17 protein-coding genes and 3 tRNA genes are annotated in these 18880 nt (G+C 42.2%); 10 read left to right on the top strand and 10 right to left on the bottom strand.

Annotation, left to right across the window (positions count from 1 at the left end; all coding sequences use genetic code 11):
- The first annotated feature begins 1 nt into the window (after nt 1).
- From COT81_02835 to COT81_02825, 3 genes are all read left to right on the top strand, one after another.
- Nucleotides 2-667, top strand: coding sequence for a hypothetical protein (locus COT81_02835; protein PIS05135.1), 666 nt, complete (start codon nt 2-4; stop codon nt 665-667).
- Between the two features lie 206 nt (nt 668-873).
- On the top strand, nt 874-2259 hold the full coding sequence (gene der / locus COT81_02830; GenBank protein PIS05134.1) for a ribosome biogenesis GTPase Der: 1386 nt from the start codon (nt 874-876) through the stop codon (nt 2257-2259).
- Nucleotides 2213-2776, top strand: a complete 564-nt coding sequence (locus tag COT81_02825; GenBank protein ID PIS05133.1) for an aminoacyl-tRNA hydrolase — start codon at nt 2213-2215, stop codon at nt 2774-2776. Before der ends, COT81_02825 begins: the two co-directional genes overlap by 47 nt.
- Nucleotides 2777-2815: 39 nt before the next feature.
- Here COT81_02825 and COT81_02820 read toward each other — a convergent pair whose 3' ends face one another.
- Nucleotides 2816-4513, bottom strand: a complete 1698-nt coding sequence (locus tag COT81_02820; protein ID PIS05132.1) for a hypothetical protein — start codon at nt 4511-4513, stop codon at nt 2816-2818.
- Nucleotides 4514-4519: 6 nt separating this feature from the next.
- The gene (locus COT81_02815; protein PIS05131.1) at nt 4520-5002 is read right to left on the bottom strand and encodes a hypothetical protein; all 483 of its coding nucleotides are present in this window, start codon (nt 5000-5002) and stop codon (nt 4520-4522) included.
- 325 nt (nt 5003-5327) lie between these two features.
- Between COT81_02815 and dprA the strand changes: the two genes are divergently transcribed.
- Nucleotides 5328-6395, top strand: a complete 1068-nt coding sequence (gene dprA, locus COT81_02810) for a DNA-protecting protein DprA (protein ID PIS05130.1) — start codon at nt 5328-5330, stop codon at nt 6393-6395.
- Nucleotides 6388-8613 (top strand): type I DNA topoisomerase, encoded by a 2226-nt coding sequence (locus tag COT81_02805; protein PIS05129.1) that lies wholly within the window; start codon nt 6388-6390, stop codon nt 8611-8613. The genes dprA and COT81_02805 overlap by 8 nt, the downstream gene beginning before the upstream one ends.
- Before the next feature lie 31 nt (nt 8614-8644).
- Here COT81_02805 and COT81_02800 read toward each other — a convergent pair whose 3' ends face one another.
- The gene (locus COT81_02800) at nt 8645-9079 is read right to left on the bottom strand and encodes a hypothetical protein (GenBank protein PIS05128.1); all 435 of its coding nucleotides are present in this window, start codon (nt 9077-9079) and stop codon (nt 8645-8647) included.
- Nucleotides 9080-9458: 379 nt separating this feature from the next.
- Here COT81_02800 and COT81_02795 point away from each other — a divergent pair, with 379 nt between their 5' ends.
- Complete coding sequence (locus COT81_02795) at nt 9459-10928, top strand: hypothetical protein (GenBank protein ID PIS05127.1); 1470 nt, start codon at nt 9459-9461, stop codon at nt 10926-10928.
- A 10-nt stretch (nt 10929-10938) separates the two neighbouring features.
- On the opposite strand, the gene COT81_02790 is transcribed toward COT81_02795, so the two are convergent.
- Nucleotides 10939-11817 carry a hypothetical protein gene (locus tag COT81_02790; GenBank protein ID PIS05126.1) on the bottom strand — a complete coding sequence of 293 codons (879 nt, stop codon included), beginning with the start codon at nt 11815-11817 and terminating at the stop codon, nt 10939-10941.
- A 3-nt stretch (nt 11818-11820) separates the two neighbouring features.
- Nucleotides 11821-12591 (bottom strand): hypothetical protein, encoded by a 771-nt coding sequence (locus COT81_02785; protein PIS05125.1) that lies wholly within the window; start codon nt 12589-12591, stop codon nt 11821-11823.
- Between the two features lie 174 nt (nt 12592-12765).
- On the opposite strand from COT81_02785, the gene COT81_02780 reads away from it, so the two are divergent.
- Nucleotides 12766-12848, top strand: a tRNA-Leu gene (locus COT81_02780).
- A 46-nt stretch (nt 12849-12894) separates the two neighbouring features.
- On the opposite strand, the gene COT81_02775 is transcribed toward COT81_02780, so the two are convergent.
- Entirely contained in the window at nt 12895-13308 is a 414-nt protein-coding gene (locus COT81_02775; GenBank protein PIS05124.1) for a hypothetical protein, read from the bottom strand.
- 5 nt (nt 13309-13313) lie between these two features.
- Entirely contained in the window at nt 13314-13700 is a 387-nt protein-coding gene (locus COT81_02770; GenBank protein ID PIS05123.1) for a hypothetical protein, read from the bottom strand.
- A gap of 106 nt (nt 13701-13806) precedes the next feature.
- Here COT81_02770 and COT81_02765 point away from each other — a divergent pair.
- From COT81_02765 to COT81_02755, 3 genes are all read left to right on the top strand, one after another.
- Nucleotides 13807-13881 (top strand) — tRNA-Met (locus COT81_02765).
- Nucleotides 13882-13959: 78 nt separating this feature from the next.
- Nucleotides 13960-14036, top strand: a tRNA-Met gene (locus tag COT81_02760).
- Between the two features lie 66 nt (nt 14037-14102).
- Nucleotides 14103-14576, top strand: coding sequence for a hypothetical protein (locus COT81_02755; protein PIS05122.1), 474 nt, complete (start codon nt 14103-14105; stop codon nt 14574-14576).
- Here the strand turns inward: COT81_02755 and COT81_02750 are convergent.
- The 3 genes from COT81_02750 to COT81_02740 form a co-directional block, all read right to left on the bottom strand.
- Nucleotides 14569-15837 carry a hypothetical protein gene (locus COT81_02750; GenBank protein PIS05121.1) on the bottom strand — a complete coding sequence of 423 codons (1269 nt, stop codon included), beginning with the start codon at nt 15835-15837 and terminating at the stop codon, nt 14569-14571. The two genes, COT81_02755 and COT81_02750, sit on opposite strands and share 8 nt — an antisense overlap.
- Nucleotides 15830-17221 carry a glycine--tRNA ligase gene (locus COT81_02745; protein ID PIS05120.1) on the bottom strand — a complete coding sequence of 464 codons (1392 nt, stop codon included), beginning with the start codon at nt 17219-17221 and terminating at the stop codon, nt 15830-15832. Before COT81_02745 ends, COT81_02750 begins: the two co-directional genes overlap by 8 nt.
- An 11-nt stretch (nt 17222-17232) precedes the next feature.
- On the bottom strand, nt 17233-18880 hold a 1648-nt coding region (locus tag COT81_02740), incomplete at its 5' end, for a hypothetical protein (GenBank protein ID PIS05119.1).

Genomic DNA, 18880 nt, shown 5'->3' with positions numbered 1-18880 from the left:
ATTGGAAAACTTTTTCAGCCCCAAAAAAGTTAACAATATTACTGAATCGTTAGCTGACCACTTGTTTACCGATTTAGAAATATGGGAGATGATGAGACTGTATGAGCTGGGCAAAGATATTGATTTGAGTAACGTTAATCTTTACGTTTTAGACAATAGTCCAGAAGGTTTATTAGTTGAAGATACTGGCGAAGATGGTGCTTTTTTGCTTCGCCCCAAAGCTGGAAATTATTCACAGCTGCAACTAGTTGCTCAAAGCATTTTCAACGTCGATACAATTGAGCTAGACACCGAACTTAAAATTGAAGTTGCCGAAAAGCCTGGCAAAGAGCAAGAGCCGGAGATTGAAATGATAGACTATAAAAAAGAATTTAAAATTGAAATTCAAAACGGTACTTTTATCGGCGGACTGGCCGGGCGAACCCAAAACCGCTTAGAAAGTCTCGGATATCAAGTGCTCACCATCGGCAATGCAGATGAGCAAAACTATCTCACTTCCGTCATTTACGACTTAAGCCCGGACATTGAGAAGGGTGATGAATTGGAAAACTTAGCCCAAGAATTAGGCGCGGAAGTTATAACCAACGTGCCGGCTAAATTCACTTCGGCCTCCGCCGCCACTGCCGCCACCGACGTTCTCATAATCTTAGGCACGGACCAGCAGTAAATCTCCCGATTGTCATCCTGCCTGCCAGTCCTCTGGCGGGAGGCGCCCCGAGTGTAGTCCAGGGACGACGTGAGGATCTTAGGACCTGCCAGCGCTCCGTCGGCCATAGCCTTTGGCGGAGTACGTCCAGACGGCAGGGATTGCCCGCTTCGCCGATCAAACTCGACTTCGCTCGCAATGACATCCTTTTGTGCTACAATAAGGGCATGGCAAAAAAGCTCAAGTCAGTTGTCATTATTGGCCGAATCAACGTTGGCAAGTCTACTTTATTTAATCGCTTGACTGAATCGCATCAAGCGATTGTTTCTGATACCCCCGGCACCACCCGTGACCGCAACCGCGGGAAAGTTTTATGGCGCGGACGAGAAATCGAATTAATTGACACGGGCGGATTAGATATTGAGGGGTTAAAACAAAGCATTAGCCGATTAGCCGCTTCTAAGCGCCGGCTCAAAAAATTAAAAGGCGGCTCCATTGACGCCGATATCGTCAGGCAAACTCAACGCGCCATTAAAGGAGCCGATCTTATTTTGTTTGTAGTTGATAGCAAAACTGGCATCATGCCGACTGACAAAGATTTAGCCGCGGTTATCCGAAAACTGAATAAACCGACACTGCTAACCGTCAATAAAGTTGACCGCCCAAAACACCTCGCCAACGCCTACGAATTTCTAAAGCTCGGCTTTGGGGAAGTATATCCAATTTCAGCTGCCAGTGGTTCGGGCACTGGTGATTTATTGGATGCGATCTATAAAAAATTGCGGTTTAAAAAATTAACCAGCGCAAACCCAGCTACTCAAGGTGTGAAAGACGAGATTAATGTCGCCATTATCGGCAAACCGAATGTTGGTAAATCATCACTTATAAACGCCATTCTTGGAGAAGAACGCTCCATTGTAAGCGCTAAACCACTTACTACGCGAGACCCTCAAGATGAAGTCATAACCTATAAAAATCACACTCTGCGTTTTATTGATACAGCCGGTCTTCGCAAACAAGCAAAAGTTGAAGCAGGCTTAGAAAAACAGTCCACGGCAAAAGCTTTGGATGCGCTCAAGCGCAGCGACGTAGTTCTTTTTGTGACAGATATTTCCGAACCGCTTGGATCGCAAGACGCCCATTTAGCCGGCATGATAGTTGAAAGCCATGCCAGCGTGATTGCTATTTTAAACAAATGGGATAAAATAGAGGATAAGAGTACTAAAGCCTGGGCATTAACATTCGACCGGCGTTTTCCTTTTTTTACCTGGGTGCCGAAACTTTTTGTTTCCGCCAAAACAAAATCAAAAGTCAATCAAATTTTGGATTTAGTATTAGATGTATCGGCTAATAGAAAAACCAAAATCGGTGCCAACGAATTAGAGCGCTTTTTAAAAAGTATGGTCCGCCGCCACTCGCCAGCCAGCGCCAACCAATACCGAATCTTTTTAAGGCACCTACGACAAATTAATGATAACCCGCCAGTGTTTGAATTAGAAATTAACCAAAAAGCCAAAGTTCAAGAACACTATTTAAACTTTCTAAAAAATCAACTACGGGAAAAATATGGGTTTAAAGGAGCTCCTTTGGGGATCAAAGTCGTCAATCGATAGTGTCATCGCGGGACTAGGCAACCCTGGACCAAAATATCAAGCCACACGCCATAATATCGGTTTTGTGGTAATTGATAATTTACGCGAGCAGCTAAATTTCCCTGATTGGCAATTTAACAAAAAATTCAAATCGGAAATTTCTCAAGGCACTGTTGCGGACAAGAAGATACTTTTAGCTAAACCACAAACCTTTATGAATAAATCCGGGGAAGCAATTCGTGCCATTCTTAACTTTTATAAACTAAACGCCAATCAGCTGAATCTAATCCATGACGACAAAGACTTAAACTTCGGCAAAATCAAACTCTCCGCCACTTCCGGTTCAGCTGGGCACAACGGCGTACAAAATATAATTGACCAGCTAAAAACCAAAAACTTTACCCGCGTGCGCATTGGCGTAGCCAACGAAAAACTTGCTAAAATACCAACAGATGATTTTGTCTTACAAAAGTTCACACCAGAAGAACAAAAACAACTCCCACAAATTATTCAAACCGCTCTCAAATCCTTAAACTAAAAAGAGCCCCGTTGCCGAGGCTCTTTCTTAAATTTTGTATTAGCTGGAGATTGTATAAGCAAAGCTATCTTTCAAACCATCGACCTGGTACCCGTTAAACCATATCGGCGCTGAGGTTGCCGCTTCTGTCCCGACAACATTAATATGATCATCTGACCATACAAAATTGGCGTTTCCGGTCCAAGAACTAGCTGTAGCGCCAGTGGGTAATGATATTGTGCTGGCTACATCATCAAGCAAACGAGTAGAAATGGTATCGGCGGCACCAACCGAGGACAATGTGGCATGCAAATAGAACCTCTCAGTTGATCCTGGTAAAACTACTAGTCCTTCGTCCCTATCACCTTCTGAGTAATTTGGATCATTGAAAGTAAAGGAAACTTTATTATCACTTCCTAACTGGCGGTCAAAATCAGATACTTTAGCTGAAACTCCATCTTGTCTCAAATATAGGTCAGATAAAGCAACACCGATTGGATTAATATCAAAAGTAAATCTATCTAGCAGAACAGATCTACCTTGCGATGAATCGGCCGTGACTTCAAATGCGAATATTCTAATATCGCCATTAAATAAGCTTGAGGCCGAACCCAAGCGGTTGCTTGAAGTAGGCAAAGTAATGATCGGCTTAGAACTATGCAAAAGCTGAGCATTGCTTGTAACTACGGCATTACTCCTGGCTTCTGTTGCCGTATTAGCACCGACGCCCACGAAATCAGTCGCCGCTATCTTAAACGAAGCGTTTGGGGTGCCTGGATTATCGGTGCCCTGCGTCGTAATTTGACTAGTATTAATTTTTACTGTCAAAACCACGCTGCCGTCTTTAGGTACTTTGACATAATTTGGATCAGACGGATTGGATGAAAAAGTAAAACTAGCCACGTTTGTGGAAGTGATATTAGATTCCCCGACCTTGCTTGCCCCATTATATAACGCTACGTTACTAACATCTTTATAATCCCCGTCCATGGTACCGACTAAATCACCTGGAACAACCGACACGTTTAAGCTCTTTAATACGATGTCATCGCTTTTAGCACTTAACCTAATCGTATTGACCGTAATCCCGGTAGTGCCGGACAGTAAAATCCCTTCTTCTGGAGTATTGCTGGCCTCAGCAGTGAGTTCAGACGCTCGAACAACTAATCTGCTACGCTCTAATAGCATATATAAAACATCAGTATCTTGATTACCTTCGCTGTCTGTAGCGCGGGCTCCTAATAAATACCCCCCTGAAGGCAACTCTTCGACTTTATATGCAAATTCACAATAATTTCCTCTACACCCAGCCACTCTAACCCAATTGCCGCCACCGGTTTCATATCTAGCAAAAATTTCCACCACATTATCACCAACTCCACCAGTTGCACTGGCTTGGATGAGGGCTGTCCCTTGTGACTCCAATGATCCGGAACCTACTTCGGGGCTAATCAAAGTTACGGTTGGACCACTAGGATCAACTGATTCAACAGCAATGAATTCACCCAAGTCTTTGATATTCCTTCCCTTGCTAGCGGCGCTAGCGCCTTCAAGCTCTCCGCTCCGATTTGCCACCGCAAAGGCGGTTATCGCTGAACCAACTAATAAGCCAAACAACAACCATAAATGCCAACTGCGAATATGAGATTTTCCAACCAAAGCATATTCATCTTTCATGGCTGAAAGAGCCGCTTGAGTGGCATCTATTTTGTTTTGATTTACCTGCTTCTTCGATTGTGGCTTAAGTGCTTGTGGCATAGGTTTTTATTTTAATAATGATAATGATTTTAAGACATCATACCGGCTGACTATGCCGGCTAATTTATTATTTTTTTCAACCACTGGTATCGGGTTGACTTTATGATGATCTTGAAAAGCCTTAACAACGTCTTGGAAGCTAGTATTGACGCTTAATGTTAGCGGCTTTGGATTCATTACTTTTTCTGCGGTCAAAGACACAATTTGAGCAACTTCCTTTTTAAAACGTGATTTGTCTTTTTTATAAACGGCTAAATTTTTTAAAATTGTCTGAAAAGTAGGCAGATGTATGCCTGTTTCTTTGCTAATTAAATCATATTCAGTAATGACTCCTAATAGTTTATTATTTTCATCTACTACAGGTACGCCATTGAAATTATGATCAATAATTATTTTTGCCACATCTAAAATGGGATCACCTGGTGATACTGTTATCACCTTGCTCGTCATTATATCTTTAACTGTATGTTTTTTTAACACTTCAATCATTATAACTAAAATTCAGCTATAATCGAAATTACTTATCAACATTACTCAAAACAAAAATCCCGCCGCAGCGGGAACCCTTCAACTTACTGCCAACCAGCGCAAGGCGGCAAATTACAAGAATTCGTCACCTTGTCCTCAGTGTCACTTTCAGAAAGGAGGGGTTCTGTCGGTGACTCTGGCTAGCAGAAAACTGAAGACCAACCAAAATTAGGTTGATAAAGCACAATATCATAGCTAGACAAGTTTGTCAACCCTTGCTATACTACAACTGATCACACACACGGCGCAACGTAGTGTGTGATTTTTTATAAGTAAAATTAGCTAAATGAAAGATAACGAACTGCAATATTGGCTTGGCTTTAATGCTCTTTGGTCGGTTGGGCCGACTCGATTCAAAGCATTGTTCAACTATTTCCCGACGCTTGAAACAGCCTGGAACGCAAATCTAAGCCAACTTAGGCAAGCCGGATTTTCAGACAAAGTAGCCGCCAAAATAGTTAGCGAAAGAAAAAACGTAAACCCGGCCGAACTTTTGGAAAACTTAAAAAAAGATGAACTGAATGTTTTAACCCAAAAAAATCCTGAATTTCCTTCATTGTTGCAAGGCATCTATGACCCACCGATGCTACTCTATTACAAAGGCAAGCTTGAGTGCGTGTCAAAGCTCTGTCTAGCGGTAGTTGGTCCGCGCAAAGCCAGCAATTATGGCAAAAACATAACCCAGGAACTGATCAAAGATTTAGCACCCTATAACATAACTATCGTTTCAGGTTTGGCCTTAGGCATTGACGCTATCGCCCACCAAGCCGCGCTGGATACTAATTTAGCCACAATCGCCGTATTGGGTTCAGGATTAAACAAAATTTTTCCGATACATAACCAAGGCATCGCTCAAGATATAATAAATAGTGGCGGTTTAATCTTATCTGAATTTGAACCTGAAATGCACGCCAATAAACAAACCTTCCCAATTCGCAACCGCATTATCTCAGGGCTTTGCAGCGCCACATTAATAGTTGAGGCGGGGGCTAAGTCAGGTGCTTTAGTCACTGCCGAATGCGCGCTTGACCAAGGCCGGGAAGTTTTAAGTGTACCTGGCAATATTACAAGCCTACAAAGCCACGGCACTAATAAATTAATTAAAGATGGCGCGACAATTGTGACCAATGCAAACGACATACTAAACGCTCTAAATTTGACAGAAAATAAAATATCGAGTACTAATATACCCATTGCTTTTTCAAGTGAGAGCGAAAAACAAATTTACGAACTGTTGATTCAGCAGGGCATGACAGTTGACACCATTATAGATACTACTAAATTAGATCCAGCTGTCGTTCATGCCACCATTTCCACATTGGAATTAAAAGGCTATACGTCAAACCATGAGTAAACTAGTCATCGTTGAAAGCCCCACCAAGGTTAAAACGATTAGCAAATTTTTATCCAAGGATTACAAAGTCGCCTCGTCCAAAGGTCACATTCGCGATTTGCCTAAAAGTAAATTAGGCGTGGATGTTGAGCATAATTTTGAGCCGCACTATGTTATTCCGGACAAGGCCAAAAAAACGATTGAAGAGTTAAAAAAGTTAGCCAAAAAAGCTGACAATATTTTATTTGCCACAGACGAAGACCGCGAAGGTGAAGCGATTTCTTGGCATTTAGCCCACATTTTAAAAATTGATCCGAAAAAGGCGCAGCGCATTGTTTTTCATGAAATTACTAAAGACGCAATCTTGGAAGCCTTGGAAAACCCGCGCGGATTAGACCAACGCCTAGTTGATGCTCAACAGGCTCGCCGCGTGCTTGACCGCCTAGTCGGCTACAAACTTTCACCGCTCCTTTGGAAAAAAATCGCCCGCGGTTTATCGGCTGGCCGGGTACAGTCAGTCGCGGTTAGATTAATCGTTGAACGAGAACGCGAAATAGAAGCTTTCAAGCCACAAGAGTATTGGACAATTGAAAGCCTGGCTAAAATTAAAGATGATCCGGAAGATTTTAAAATTAAACTGCACAAACGAGATGGCAAAGTGCTTGAAAAACTAGCAATTAAAACTGAAGCCGACGCCAAAAAGATTGTGGATGAGGTAACTGGAAAAAAATTCACCATTACTGACATCACCAAAAAAGAAGGCGTCCGCAAGCCACTTGCTCCTTTTACGACCTCTACCATGCAACAGGAATCTCACCGCCGTTTAAGCATGTCGGCGCGTGACACTATGCGCGTAGCCCAACAATTATATGAAGGCGTAAATTTAGGACCAGAAGGTAATACTGGTTTGATTACCTATATGAGAACCGATTCAGTTAATTTAGCAGATAAATTTTTAAATGATGCCGCCGCGCATATTAAAAGCTCATACGGCGATGACTATTACGAAAAGCGAGCTTACAAAAGTAAATCTAAAAACGCCCAAGAAGCTCATGAGGCGGTCCGTCCAACTGAAGCTGCGCGCACGCCAAATTCAATCAAGCAATATTTGGATCCTAAGCAATTCAAGCTATACCAGCTTATTTGGCAGCGGGCGGTAGCTTCGCAAATGGCCAATGCCAAAAGTGATAACACCACCGTTGAAATCACGCCAGAAAACACGCCTTACACCTTTACGGTCAAAGGTTCAATTCTAACCTTTAAAGGATTTTTAGAAGTTTACCCAACTAACACTAAAGACGAAATTTTACCGCCGCTAGAAAAGGGACAAGAAATTGAAATTTTGAAACTAGAAAGCTTGCAGCATTTTACCGAACCGCCGGCTCGCTACAGTGAGGCCACGTTGATTAAAGCGCTGGAAGAAAATGGAATCGGGCGACCATCAACTTACGCCCCGACAATTTCAACAATTATTACGCGAGGTTATGTAACGAAAAACCAAGATAAAAAATTAGAGCCGTCAGATGTGGCTAAGCTAGTCAACGATGTTTTAGTTGAACATTTCCCTGAAATCGTAGACTACCAATTTACTGCCAACCTAGAAGACGACTTAGACGAAATTGCCTTAGGTCATAAACAATGGGTACCAACCATTACGGCGTTCTATAATAAATTTAATGAAAATCTTATGCAAAAAGAAGAGGAGTTAGATAAGAAAAAACTGACCGAAGAAAAAAGTGAAGAGAAGTGCGAGAAGTGTGGCAGTGATATGGTCATTAAAATGGGGCGCTTTGGCAAGTTTTTGGCATGCACTAATTATCCGGAGTGTAAGAATACGAAAAACTTGGGCAGCAACGGCGAACCCGAAGAGCAAAAAGTCAGTGACGAAAAATGTGAAAAATGCGATAATCCAATGGCGGTAAAAACCGGGCGCTTTGGCAAGTTTTTGGCATGCACTAATTATCCGGAGTGTAAAAATACCAAACCGATTGTAAAATCCACCGGCGTGAAATGCCCTAAATGCGGCAAAGGTGAAATCGTTGAAAAAAAATCCCGGCGCGGCAAAACCTTTTTTGCCTGCGACCAATATCCAAATTGCGAAAATAGTTATTGGAGTAAACCAACCGGCGAAAAATGCCCAGACTCCGGTGATCTGCTCGTCTTTGGCCCAAAAGGCACGGCTAAATGCAGCGACAAAGAATGTAAATATACCGCTGAAATCAAAGAAGCCGCGAAATAAGTTTAATTCATCACGGTGTGTTTAATCGCGTCTAAGCCAAAAAATTTACCCCGAGTGTAATCAGTGATAAACTTCTTGATATCACTATCGCGAAGCTTTGATTTTCCCATTTTTTCACCTCTGTAAAAGTAAACCACTTAACTTCCTGAATATCTCCCGCCAGTTTAGCTTGCGGACCATTAATATTGCCAACAAAAATTAATTTTATGGCGTGCGGCAATATTAACCCGTCTTTGCTCTTTTTTTGTCTATGCTTTTTAACTAAAGAATAAACTCCAAAAAGTGCCGTTGGCGTAAAAGTATATCCTGTCTCCTCTTTGACTTCGCGCTTAACAGCGCTAATTGGATTTTCGCCCACATCAATCCAGCCGGCCGGCTGATTCCATTGGCCGTGACTATGATGATTTGGCCGGTTTTCTTTGACCAACAAAATTTTACCGTCCTTGACTATGCAGGCACCGACCACGCCAAAACTTTGTGTAAATACTCATTTCATGACCCTACTTTACAATATTCAAGCCACAATAACAATGACGGCCAATAATAACATCATGCTTTTTGACTTTTATTAGCGTTCGGAGTAATAATTATAGATATGCCCCGCGGAGAAATTTTAAATATTTCTACAAATCACATGGCGGGGCTATAACTTAGAAATATGTATTGCCCTCTTAATTTAAATAGGGGGTTAGAGGAGTTAGGCAATAAAAATATTATTTAAATAACCCCTCCCTGCCCGCCAAAGCCTCGGCGCAGACAGGCTCTCCTTCCCTTTTGCCCCATGGGCAATCCGCCCTTGGCGGAAAAGGGGAGGAAAATGGGGATTCGAAATTCTTCTGCGAGATATGGCAACAATTAATGACTTAGTCAAAATTGTTAAACGTAATGACCGGAAAGCCGATACAGACATGATTCGGCTAGCTTATGATTTTGCTAAAAAAGCCCATGAGGGGCAAAAACGGGTTAGCGGAGATCCTTATATTGTTCATCCGTTAGCTACTGCCATCATTTTAGCTAAAATGAAAATGGATACCACGATGATTATAGCAGGGCTTTTACACGATGTGCCGGAAGACACGCATTACAACTTAGTGGATATAGAAAAAAACTTCGGATCAGAAGTATGTCAACTAGTTACCGGCGTAACTAAGTTGGGCAAACTAAATTACACTGGAGTTGAACGATACGCCGAGAGTTTGCGCCGCATGTTTATATCCATGGCCCAAGATTTGCGCGTGGTGGTTTTAAAGATGGCAGATAAATTAGACAACCTAAAAAGTTTAGATGTCTTCCCTCACGAAAAAGCCAAACGCAAGGCGTTAGAAGCTCTTGAAATTTACGCGCCAATTGCTAACCGATTGAGCATGGGACAAATCAAAGGTGAATTAGAAGATCTTGCCTTCCCTCATGTTTACCCCGAAGAATACAAGTGGATGGCGGAGGAAATTAAACCGATCATTGATAAAACGGCCGAATCAATGGAAGAAGTTGCGGCAGTCTTAAATAAGGAACTACAAAATGCTAAAATTGGCAAATTTGAAGTCACCGGTAGAAAAAAACGGCTCTACAGTTTGTACCGCAAATTAATGCGGCCGCATTATAACCGAGATATTTCTAAAATATATGATATTGTGGCAATTAGAATTATTGTGCCTAGTGTCGCTGATTGCTACCAAACCTTGGGTATTATTCATAAACTTTGGAAACCGCTTCCGGGCAGGATCAAAGACTACATTGCCCAACCAAAACCAAACGGATACCGGTCTTTGCATACCACCGTATTTTCCCTGCATGGTCGCATCGCCGAATTTCAAATCAGAACCGAAGAGATGCATGCCCAAGCTGAATTCGGTATTGCCGCCAATTGGCATTACCAAGAAGTGGGTAAAATTTGGAAACTTATTCGCCCCAATCAGCAAGGTTACCACATTCCTAAAAAACTTAAATGGGTAGAAGAAATTGTGAAGTGGCAAAAAGAAATTCAAGACAACAGCCAATTTTTAAGAACTATCAAACTCGACGCTTTCTCCGATAGAATTTTTGTTTTCACGCCTAAAGGTGACGTGGTTGATTTGCCGGATGAAGCAACCGTGATTGATTTTGCCTATATGATTCACTCCGATATTGGCAACCACTGTGTCGGAGCTTTGGTTAATGACCAAATGAAAAGTGTGGATACGCGCTTGGAAAACGGCGATGTGGTAAAAATTATTACCGACAAAAACCGAAAAGCTCCAAGCCGCGACTGGCTTAAGTTTGTCAAAACTAGTTCGGCCCGAGAAAAAATCAGAGCCGCTACCAGCCATAATGGCTAATGGTTAATAGCTAGTCTTCCCCGAGCATGAGCCTAATAATGGAATACAATTCTTCTTCCGAGTAAAAATTGATGACAATCTGTCCGGTCTCACCGGATTTTTTGATATGTGCTTTCGTCGCAAGCTTTTGTTGCAACCGCTCTTCTAAGCCTTTTAGCGCCGGGTCTTTTTGAACACTACGGTAATGGGGCTTAACGGCGACTTTATGTGCTTGGCCCTCTACGCTTTGAGAAGATAAATTTTGCTTTAAAATGCGATTGAAAAATTTAAGCTGTTGCTCTTTTGAACTCATTGAAACTAACGGGCGAGCAGCGGCATAACTTAACTTACCATCGACCAACGCCCGCTGAATCTCGTTTGGCAAGGTTAGTAATCTCAAATGATTACTCACCACCGGACGCGATTTGCCGACCTGTTTGGCAATCGTTTCATGAGTGTATTGAAATTGATCTATTAATTTTTGGTAAGCGCGAGCTTCTTCAATTGGGTTTAAATCCTGGCGCTGAATGTTCTCAATCAAAGCTAATGCCAACTTCTTTTGCTCGTCAAGATTTTTGACGATAGCGGGCACAGTGTCCATATCCAAACCCATAGCCGCTCGTAAACGGCGTTCTCCGGCAACCAATTCATACTGCCCTTCGCCAAGCTTCGTCACAATTAAAGGCTGAGTGATGCCGTGCACTTCAATAGAGGCTTTAAGATCCTCAAGCGCCTCCTCGTCAAATTTAAGGCGTGGTTGGTGCGGGTTTGGCCTTACCTGGTTTACCGGAATTTGGTAAATACGCTCGTGATCCGGCGCCTTCTCGGTTGTGCGTAGCGTCGGCTTTTTTGCATCTTGCGGGATTAACGAACCTAATCCCCTGCCTAATCCGCCTTTTGGTGTTGACATAATTTAAAAATTATCTTCTAAATTTAAAATCTCCTCGGCCAAAGATCTATATGCGGTAGCGCCGCTGGAACTTTTGTCATAATGCACAATTGATTGGCCGTAACTAGGCGCTTCAGTTAAGCGGACGTTTCTAGGGATCACTGTTTGAAACACCCGATAAGGAAAATGTTGCTGTACCTCGGCTTGCACTTGGCCCGAAAGCTTATTTCTTTTATCAAACATGGTAATAACCGCCCCTAAAATTTTTAAGTCATGTCGCAAATTATCTTTAACTAAGTGTAAAGTGTTTAGCAGCTGCCCTAATCCTTCTAAGGCATAATACTCAGATTGGATCGGTATTAAAATCTCCTCCGCCGCGGTTAACGCGTTCACGGTCAAAAGGCCCAAAGACGGCGGGCAATCAATAATAATATAATCATACATGCCTTTTACTTCATCCAGCGCTTGGGTCAATTTGTATTCTCTCCCCTCTTCGTTAACCAGTTCCACTGCCGCCGCGGCAAGCAAATTAGTTGCTGGCGCCAAGCGCAATCCTTCGTGGTTTGTGTTAACCACGACATCACGAAGCGGAACATTTCGAGCTAAAACATCGTAAATTCCTTTTTCAATTTCATTATGGTCAACGCCAAGGCCGGAAGTAGCATTGCCTTGCGGATCCATGTCCACCAATAAAACAAACTTGCCTGATTCGGCAAGGTTCGCGCTTAAATTGATAGCGGTTGTGGTTTTGCCAACACCGCCTTTTTGGTTTGTGATAGCAATAATCCTGCTCATATCTGTCATTAGTATACCAACATCACTTGGCTTTGACAATTTAGAACTTTTTAATTAGAATAGAACGGAATTAAATCGTGCCGGAATGGCAGAACCCCACACCAAAGCATAGCTTGGTATGGGGCAGGCTGGTAGATTTACCCCGCACTAAGCTTACTTTAAACTTTGACACATGCCGGGATGGCGGAACTGGTAGACGCGCACGACTCAAAATCGTGTATCCTCGTGATGTGAGGGTTCGATTCCCTCTCCCGGCACATAAAAACGGCCCCAACTGGGGCTGTTTATTTATTGAGTAAAAAATTATACCGCTAATTTTATATTCGGAGCGCAATCATCAGGCAAATTATCAACATCATGCCACCCCCATTCTTCAATTTCAGGCGCCGGCTGAATTTGCCCGCTATAATCAGCTAGATAATGAATTAAAATAATGTATTCAGTCACTCCTTCGTAGTCACGAGTGAAAGCGACAACATACGGCTCGCTTTGAATTTCAATGTCAATGCCCAGCTCTTCGTGAACTTCTCTGATAGCGTTATCGCGCGGCGAGTTATCATCAATTAACTTCCCGCCTGGAAATTTCCATAAACCATCACCGCTATGTTTATCCAGCAAAATCTTGCTGTCATCTAAAATTACCGGACCGGATACGATAGTGACCTTAACTGAATCACCATCATGACTGACCGCATCAAAGTGTTTGAATTCGGCCATGAAAATTAATTCCCTGCCTGAATTGCGTTTAGCTCTTGATCAATATCAATGCCTTGGGGAAAATATAACCGGCCGTCTTTAGTTATAAATATCTCGGTATCTCTTTGTTGTCCGGCAAAATCTTTTGATGTTACCACAACGGAGTATACTCCGCTTGCTTCACTCACACTTTTCAACGTCGCACCTGCCTGATAAACTGAATTAACATAATTAAGTGCTTTTGAGCCGGCTTCGTCAGCGTTTAAGCTATCTTCGCCGCCAGCGCCCAAGAACATGAGAAAGGCCAAAACAATCACCACTATAAGTAAAATTCCGCTAATTATCATCCAAAGTTTATTGCCGTTTGAGATTGATGGGCCTTGAGGTTGGTAATTTGCTTGCTGTTCCTCCATAAAAGTTTAGATTATTAATAACTTTATAATTATACTAAAATAAGCATAATTAAACAACTTATTTGGCGGGGCTTGAAAAAATTACTAAAATACTATACAATACGGGCGCGCGGTAGAGCAGTGGCAGCTCGCCAGGCCCATAACCTGGAGGTCGGGGGTTCGAATCCCCCCCGCGCAACTAGCAACAAATGGCAAATCGCTCGTGGCTAATGGTATAATAAAAGCCATTGGCACTTTGCAATTAGCTTTTTGCCAATGCGACGACGTAGCTCAGTTGGTTAGAGCGAGGGAATCATAACCCCTAGGTCGGAGGTTCGAATCCTCCCGTCGTCACCAATGCCTATGCCAGACTTGCATAAAATATGCTATACTAAAATCCTATTTAAAAATTAAATTGCTTAGATGTTTTTGACAGTCCATTCCGTAGTTGGCGCCAATTTAGGAAAAATTTCGCCCGACCCAATCACCGCTTTTATCCTGGGATTTATTTCCCATTTTTTGATTGACTTGATCCCTCACGGAGACTATGAGTATTTCGCACCCCACAAATTTCCAACTCGCTGGAAACGAATCAGAAAAATAATGGCTTTCGCCATCGTTGATTCAACTTTAGCCACCATCGTGGTTAGCCTATACATGGCTTGGGCCTTGCCGTTAAATCCATGGTCTATCGCCGCTGGAGTGATTGGTGCAATTATGCCTGATCTATTAATGGGGATTGGAGAGATGACTGATAAAAAATTTCTGGGCCGGTTCTGGAAATTTCATTTGAAATTCCATCACTTTGAAGTTGAAAACAAAATGAGGCTAAACATGAAACAAGGTTTAGTCGTCCAATCAATTGCTTTAGCTATCTTTACTTATATCCTTATTTAAGTTTCAATAGTCGTTCAAAAGATTTTCGGTCTTTATACGGTCCAATAATAGCCAAGTTTAACTTGGCTTGTTTAAATATTAACTGAGATACTTTTCTCACTTGCGGCCCGGTTACCCGTTCCATTTTTTTAATCCTTGCCTGAGGCGTATCTAATTTATTTTTCAATATTAGTTGCTTGCCGTACCAATCAGCAACTTTAGCTGAATCTTCTAGGGCTAAAGTAACTTGGCCCTTGAAATATCTTTTGGCCATGGTTAGCTCCTTTGCCGTTACCCCATACCGTTTTACTTTTTGCAGTTCAGCCAAAATAACCTCTATCGCCTGCTTAATTCTCTTGCTGTCAACACCGGCAATAATTTCAAAAACGCCGGTATCAGCATAGCCGCTAACTCCGGCTTTAACCGAATAAGCTAACCCATGTTTTTCGCGCACCTCAACAAACAATCGCGAACTCATATTGCCGCCTAAAATTATGCCAAGCAAGCTTACCGCGGGAAGCCGAGGATCGTTAAAGTCAAACGCCGGAAAGCCAACCGCCATAGTTGACTGCTCGGTTTTTTTATAATGAAGTAAGGCGCGTGCTGTCTTTTGATGCAATTTAACCTTTTTAGCTTTTGGTACCGGCCGGCTTAACATGAGATTAAAATATTTTTTGGCTAATTGCCGCGCTTTTTTCACACTCACTTTGCCGGTAACGGCAATAACCATATTTTGCGCCTGATAAAATGTATCCTTGTAGTCCAAAATAGCTTGCCTGGGCACTAATTTAATTACTTGGCGCGGACCACCAATATCCCAACCCAATGGTTGATTGCCAAAAATGCAATTTTCCAAAACAGTGTCAATATGGATCATCGGATTATCCTCATACATATTCAATTCTTCGACCACCACTCCCCTTTCTCGATTAACTTCATCGGGGTCAAATTTAGAGTTAAGCAGCATATCTGATAAAATGTCAAAAGCCAGCTCAACTTGATCAGCGCTAGTTTTAACATAATACGCGGTATGATCTTTAGAAGTAAAAGCATTATATTCCGCTCCGACCGAATCTAACTCTTTAGTTAAATCAAACGATGTTGGCCGGCGAACAGTGCCCTTGAAAAATAAATGCTCTAAAAAATGAGACACGCCGTTAATCTTTTTAGTTTCATAACGCGACCCAACTCCAAAATAAACTAAAACAGTCACCGAATCGGTGCCTGGAACTGGCGCGGTAACCACACGAGCATGGTTGCTTAAAATATGTTTGTCAATCATTAAATTTATCTTTAAAATAATCTATTAGTTCGGCTATTGCCACTCGATCTTGCTTCATGGTGTCTCGGTCGCGCACCGTCACTTTTTTATCTTCCAAAGTTTCAAAATCAATAGTTACGCAATAAGGCGTACCAATTTCATCTTGCCGGCGATAACGGCGGCCAATCGCTTGCGTCTCGTCATAATTAGTAAACCATTGCTTAGTTAAATCACGCCAGATGGGTTCGGCCACTTTTCGCAGCTCTAGTTTTTTACTAAGCGGCAGTACCGCAATTTTGTATGGCGCAAAAACATGTGGCAAACGAAGTACAGTCCGCATCTCTTTTTTGCCGTCAGCCGTAGGCACTTCTTCTTGGTCATACGCTTCCAGTAGCATAACCAATAACGTTCTATCAACCCCCAAACTAGGCTCAATTACATGTGGCACATATTTTTCCTGCGTCTCTGGGTCAGTGTAGACTAACTCTTGTCCTGAAAATTTAGCGTGCTGGGCTAAATCATAATCAGTCCGGTAAGCTAAGCCGTACAGTTCCTTAGTGCCGAACGGATATTTATATTCTATATCGACCGTACGTTTTGAGTAATGGGCGCGCTCGCCGTCCTTAATTTCACGAAAAACTAAATTCTTTTTCGACACGCCGCAATAATCCAGCCAATCTTTAATTTCTTTTAACCACATATCAAAAGCCTTTTTCCATTGTTTAGGGTGCACAAAATATTCAATTTCCATCTGTTCGAATTCTCGAGTGCGGAAAATAAAATTACCTGGCGTAATTTCATTCCTAAAAGCTTTACCAATTTGTGCCACCCCGAACGGTACCCGTTTGCGGGCGGAATTTAATATTGAATTAAAATCAACAAAAATCGCTTGAGCGGTTTCCGGACGAAAATAAACTTTATTGTCATCACTTTTAATCGGTCCTAAGTGCGATTCCAGCATCATGTTAAAAGTTTTAAGCTTAGTCAATTCCCCGCCATCCGGACTTTTAATTTTCTTTTTGTCCAGCGCCTTTTGCATATCTTCCAAGTTCATACCAGTTGTGTCTACCCCATTATCTTCTAATAAATGATCAGCCCGATAACGCTTATGAGTTTTTTTACATTCCACTAACGGATCATTAAAATGTGAAATATGCCCGGAAGCCTCCCAAGTTTTTGGATTCATCAAAATGGCCGCGTCCAATCCGACCATATCCGTTCGGTTATGAACAAAGCGAACCCACCATTGTTGCTTAATATTGTTTTTCAATTCGACTCCTAACGGTCCATAATCCCACGTATTGGCCAAGCCGCCGTAAATTTCTGACGAGGGGAAAATAAACCCTCGCTGTTTAGCCAAAGTTAAGACTTTATTAAGTACTGAATCATCCGTTTTCTTTTTCATATTGCAGTATCTTAACCTTTTTTACTTTGATTATCAAGGCTAGTGTCCTCCGTTGAAAGTCCTTTAGATTCTTCCTTTAATGACTGCAATTCTTTTTCTAAGTCAAACTCGCTTTTTAAGTCTTCAGGTTTTTCTAACGCACCGTGAGCCTGTTTAAATCTTTCCTGGCGCCTTGCCTTCACTTGTTCGGCAATTGACGGCTTACCTTTTGGTTTGTCTGATTTTGGTAGCCCTGCTTCCGTGGCCTTAATTTCAGGTTCATCCGTTCTAATATATTCTTTTAACGCCTCTGGCCCAACGCCCGGGACTTCAGCTGCCTGGCCGCCAACCTTAGTTACTTGCTCTTGAGTCACTGTGATTTTTTGCATGGGTATATCCAAACCGACAACCAAATCTGCTTCTTTATCAATTAAGTTAATGTCAGTTGAGCGATGTTGGCTATATCCGGGCTTATCAGAAGTTAAATAATAAACATTGTCGCCTACCAAAAAGCTATAACGTCCTTTGGCGTCAGCCATTTGAGTTTCTAGCAACTTATTGTATTCCTTGTCGTAAATTCTAACCACTGACCGCGGCAATGCTCGGCGGGAAGATAAGTCGTAAATAATACCCCAACTTTTTGGTCTTTTTTGATACCCCAAGCGATAAAATAAGATAAACAACACAATATGAATGGCCAAAGCGCTTAGGGTTACCTTAGACGGGCTGACAACGACTGTCACTAGCGCGATCGGGATAGCAGAAAAAGCAATCATCTTTTGAAGTAAGCGTAAATAATGATCTCGAACCACCTTCTTATCTGGTACCGCGTCAGTGACTTGGTCGATCGGGATATTGACTGTAATCAAAGTATCTTTTTCTTTTACTTCAATAACTTCTCCATGATATAAATCTAAAAAGCGTTGGTCTTCGCTTCTATCTGACAAAACTTCTGTCGGGAATACAAATTTAGGCTTAGTAACCTGAATATAATATTTGCCGGGGGGAACTAAAAAACTATAACGCCCCGCCTTGTCAGTCACGCGTGATCGAAATAATTTCTCCCCCTCAGCTAGATACAACCGGACAATTGCTAAGTCAATTGGCTGTTTTGTGATGGAATTGTAAACCACGCCCCACTTTTTACGCCTTCGTCGCCACAGCGCGGCTAAAGGTTGGGTAAAGAAATACCTCAGATACGCCAATAAGTTAAACAAGCTAAAGGATGTGCCGACCACTCCGGTAGCCACTACTATAACTGTTGGCGCTACGACCTCTTCGGTTGCCTGCTCAACAAGTGGGTCATTGATAAAATCAATAACTGGAGCGGCCAAATTACCAGTAATATTTAGTAAGGCGCTTTCACTAATATCAACCAGTTCTTGCACTACTCCGACCACATCGACATCAATAATATCCTCAACAATATCAGTTTCTGATTTATCATAAATATCCCGACACCCGCTATCGGCCGGATAATCAATAAAGCCATCGCCGTCATTGTCAATGCCATCAGAGCATTGAGTCACCCCTCCAATCGGGGGTTCAACTGCGTTCATCTCATCATCGTCAGAGGCTGATACGCATCCCGGATCGTTAGGGTAATCAACCAAGCCATCGCCGTCATTGTCAACGCCATCAGAGCATTGGGGCAAGGCAGTCGTCAAATTAAATTCATCA

Source organism: Candidatus Buchananbacteria bacterium CG10_big_fil_rev_8_21_14_0_10_42_9, assembly GCA_002773845.1.
Taxonomy (GTDB): domain Bacteria; phylum Patescibacteriota; class Patescibacteriia; order Buchananbacterales; family 21-14-0-10-42-9; genus 21-14-0-10-42-9.
This window is presented reverse-complemented; position numbering and strand designations above follow the sequence as displayed.

Bases quoted from the DNA above. Each gene is read 5' to 3' on its own strand.
- COT81_02815 (PIS05131.1), bottom strand. From the start codon at position 5,002: ATGATTGAAGTGTTAAAAAAACATACAGTTAAAGATATAATGACGAGC.
- COT81_02805 (PIS05129.1), top strand. From the start codon at position 6,388: ATGAGTAAACTAGTCATCGTTGAAAGCCCCACCAAGGTTAAAACGATT.
- der (PIS05134.1), top strand. From the start codon at position 874: ATGGCAAAAAAGCTCAAGTCAGTTGTCATTATTGGCCGAATCAACGTT.
- COT81_02790 (PIS05126.1), bottom strand. From the start codon at position 11,817: ATGTCAACACCAAAAGGCGGATTAGGCAGGGGATTAGGTTCGTTAATC.
- COT81_02750 (PIS05121.1), bottom strand. From the start codon at position 15,837: ATGATTGACAAACATATTTTAAGCAACCATGCTCGTGTGGTTACCGCG.
- COT81_02755 (PIS05122.1), top strand. From the start codon at position 14,103: ATGTTTTTGACAGTCCATTCCGTAGTTGGCGCCAATTTAGGAAAAATT.
- COT81_02795 (PIS05127.1), top strand. From the start codon at position 9,459: ATGGCAACAATTAATGACTTAGTCAAAATTGTTAAACGTAATGACCGG.
- COT81_02785 (PIS05125.1), bottom strand. From the start codon at position 12,591: ATGAGCAGGATTATTGCTATCACAAACCAAAAAGGCGGTGTTGGCAAA.
- COT81_02770 (PIS05123.1), bottom strand. From the start codon at position 13,700: ATGGAGGAACAGCAAGCAAATTACCAACCTCAAGGCCCATCAATCTCA.
- COT81_02775 (PIS05124.1), bottom strand. From the start codon at position 13,308: ATGGCCGAATTCAAACACTTTGATGCGGTCAGTCATGATGGTGATTCA.
- dprA (PIS05130.1), top strand. From the start codon at position 5,328: ATGAAAGATAACGAACTGCAATATTGGCTTGGCTTTAATGCTCTTTGG.
- COT81_02825 (PIS05133.1), top strand. From the start codon at position 2,213: ATGGGTTTAAAGGAGCTCCTTTGGGGATCAAAGTCGTCAATCGATAGT.
- COT81_02820 (PIS05132.1), bottom strand. From the start codon at position 4,513: ATGCCACAAGCACTTAAGCCACAATCGAAGAAGCAGGTAAATCAAAAC.
- COT81_02745 (PIS05120.1), bottom strand. From the start codon at position 17,221: ATGAAAAAGAAAACGGATGATTCAGTACTTAATAAAGTCTTAACTTTG.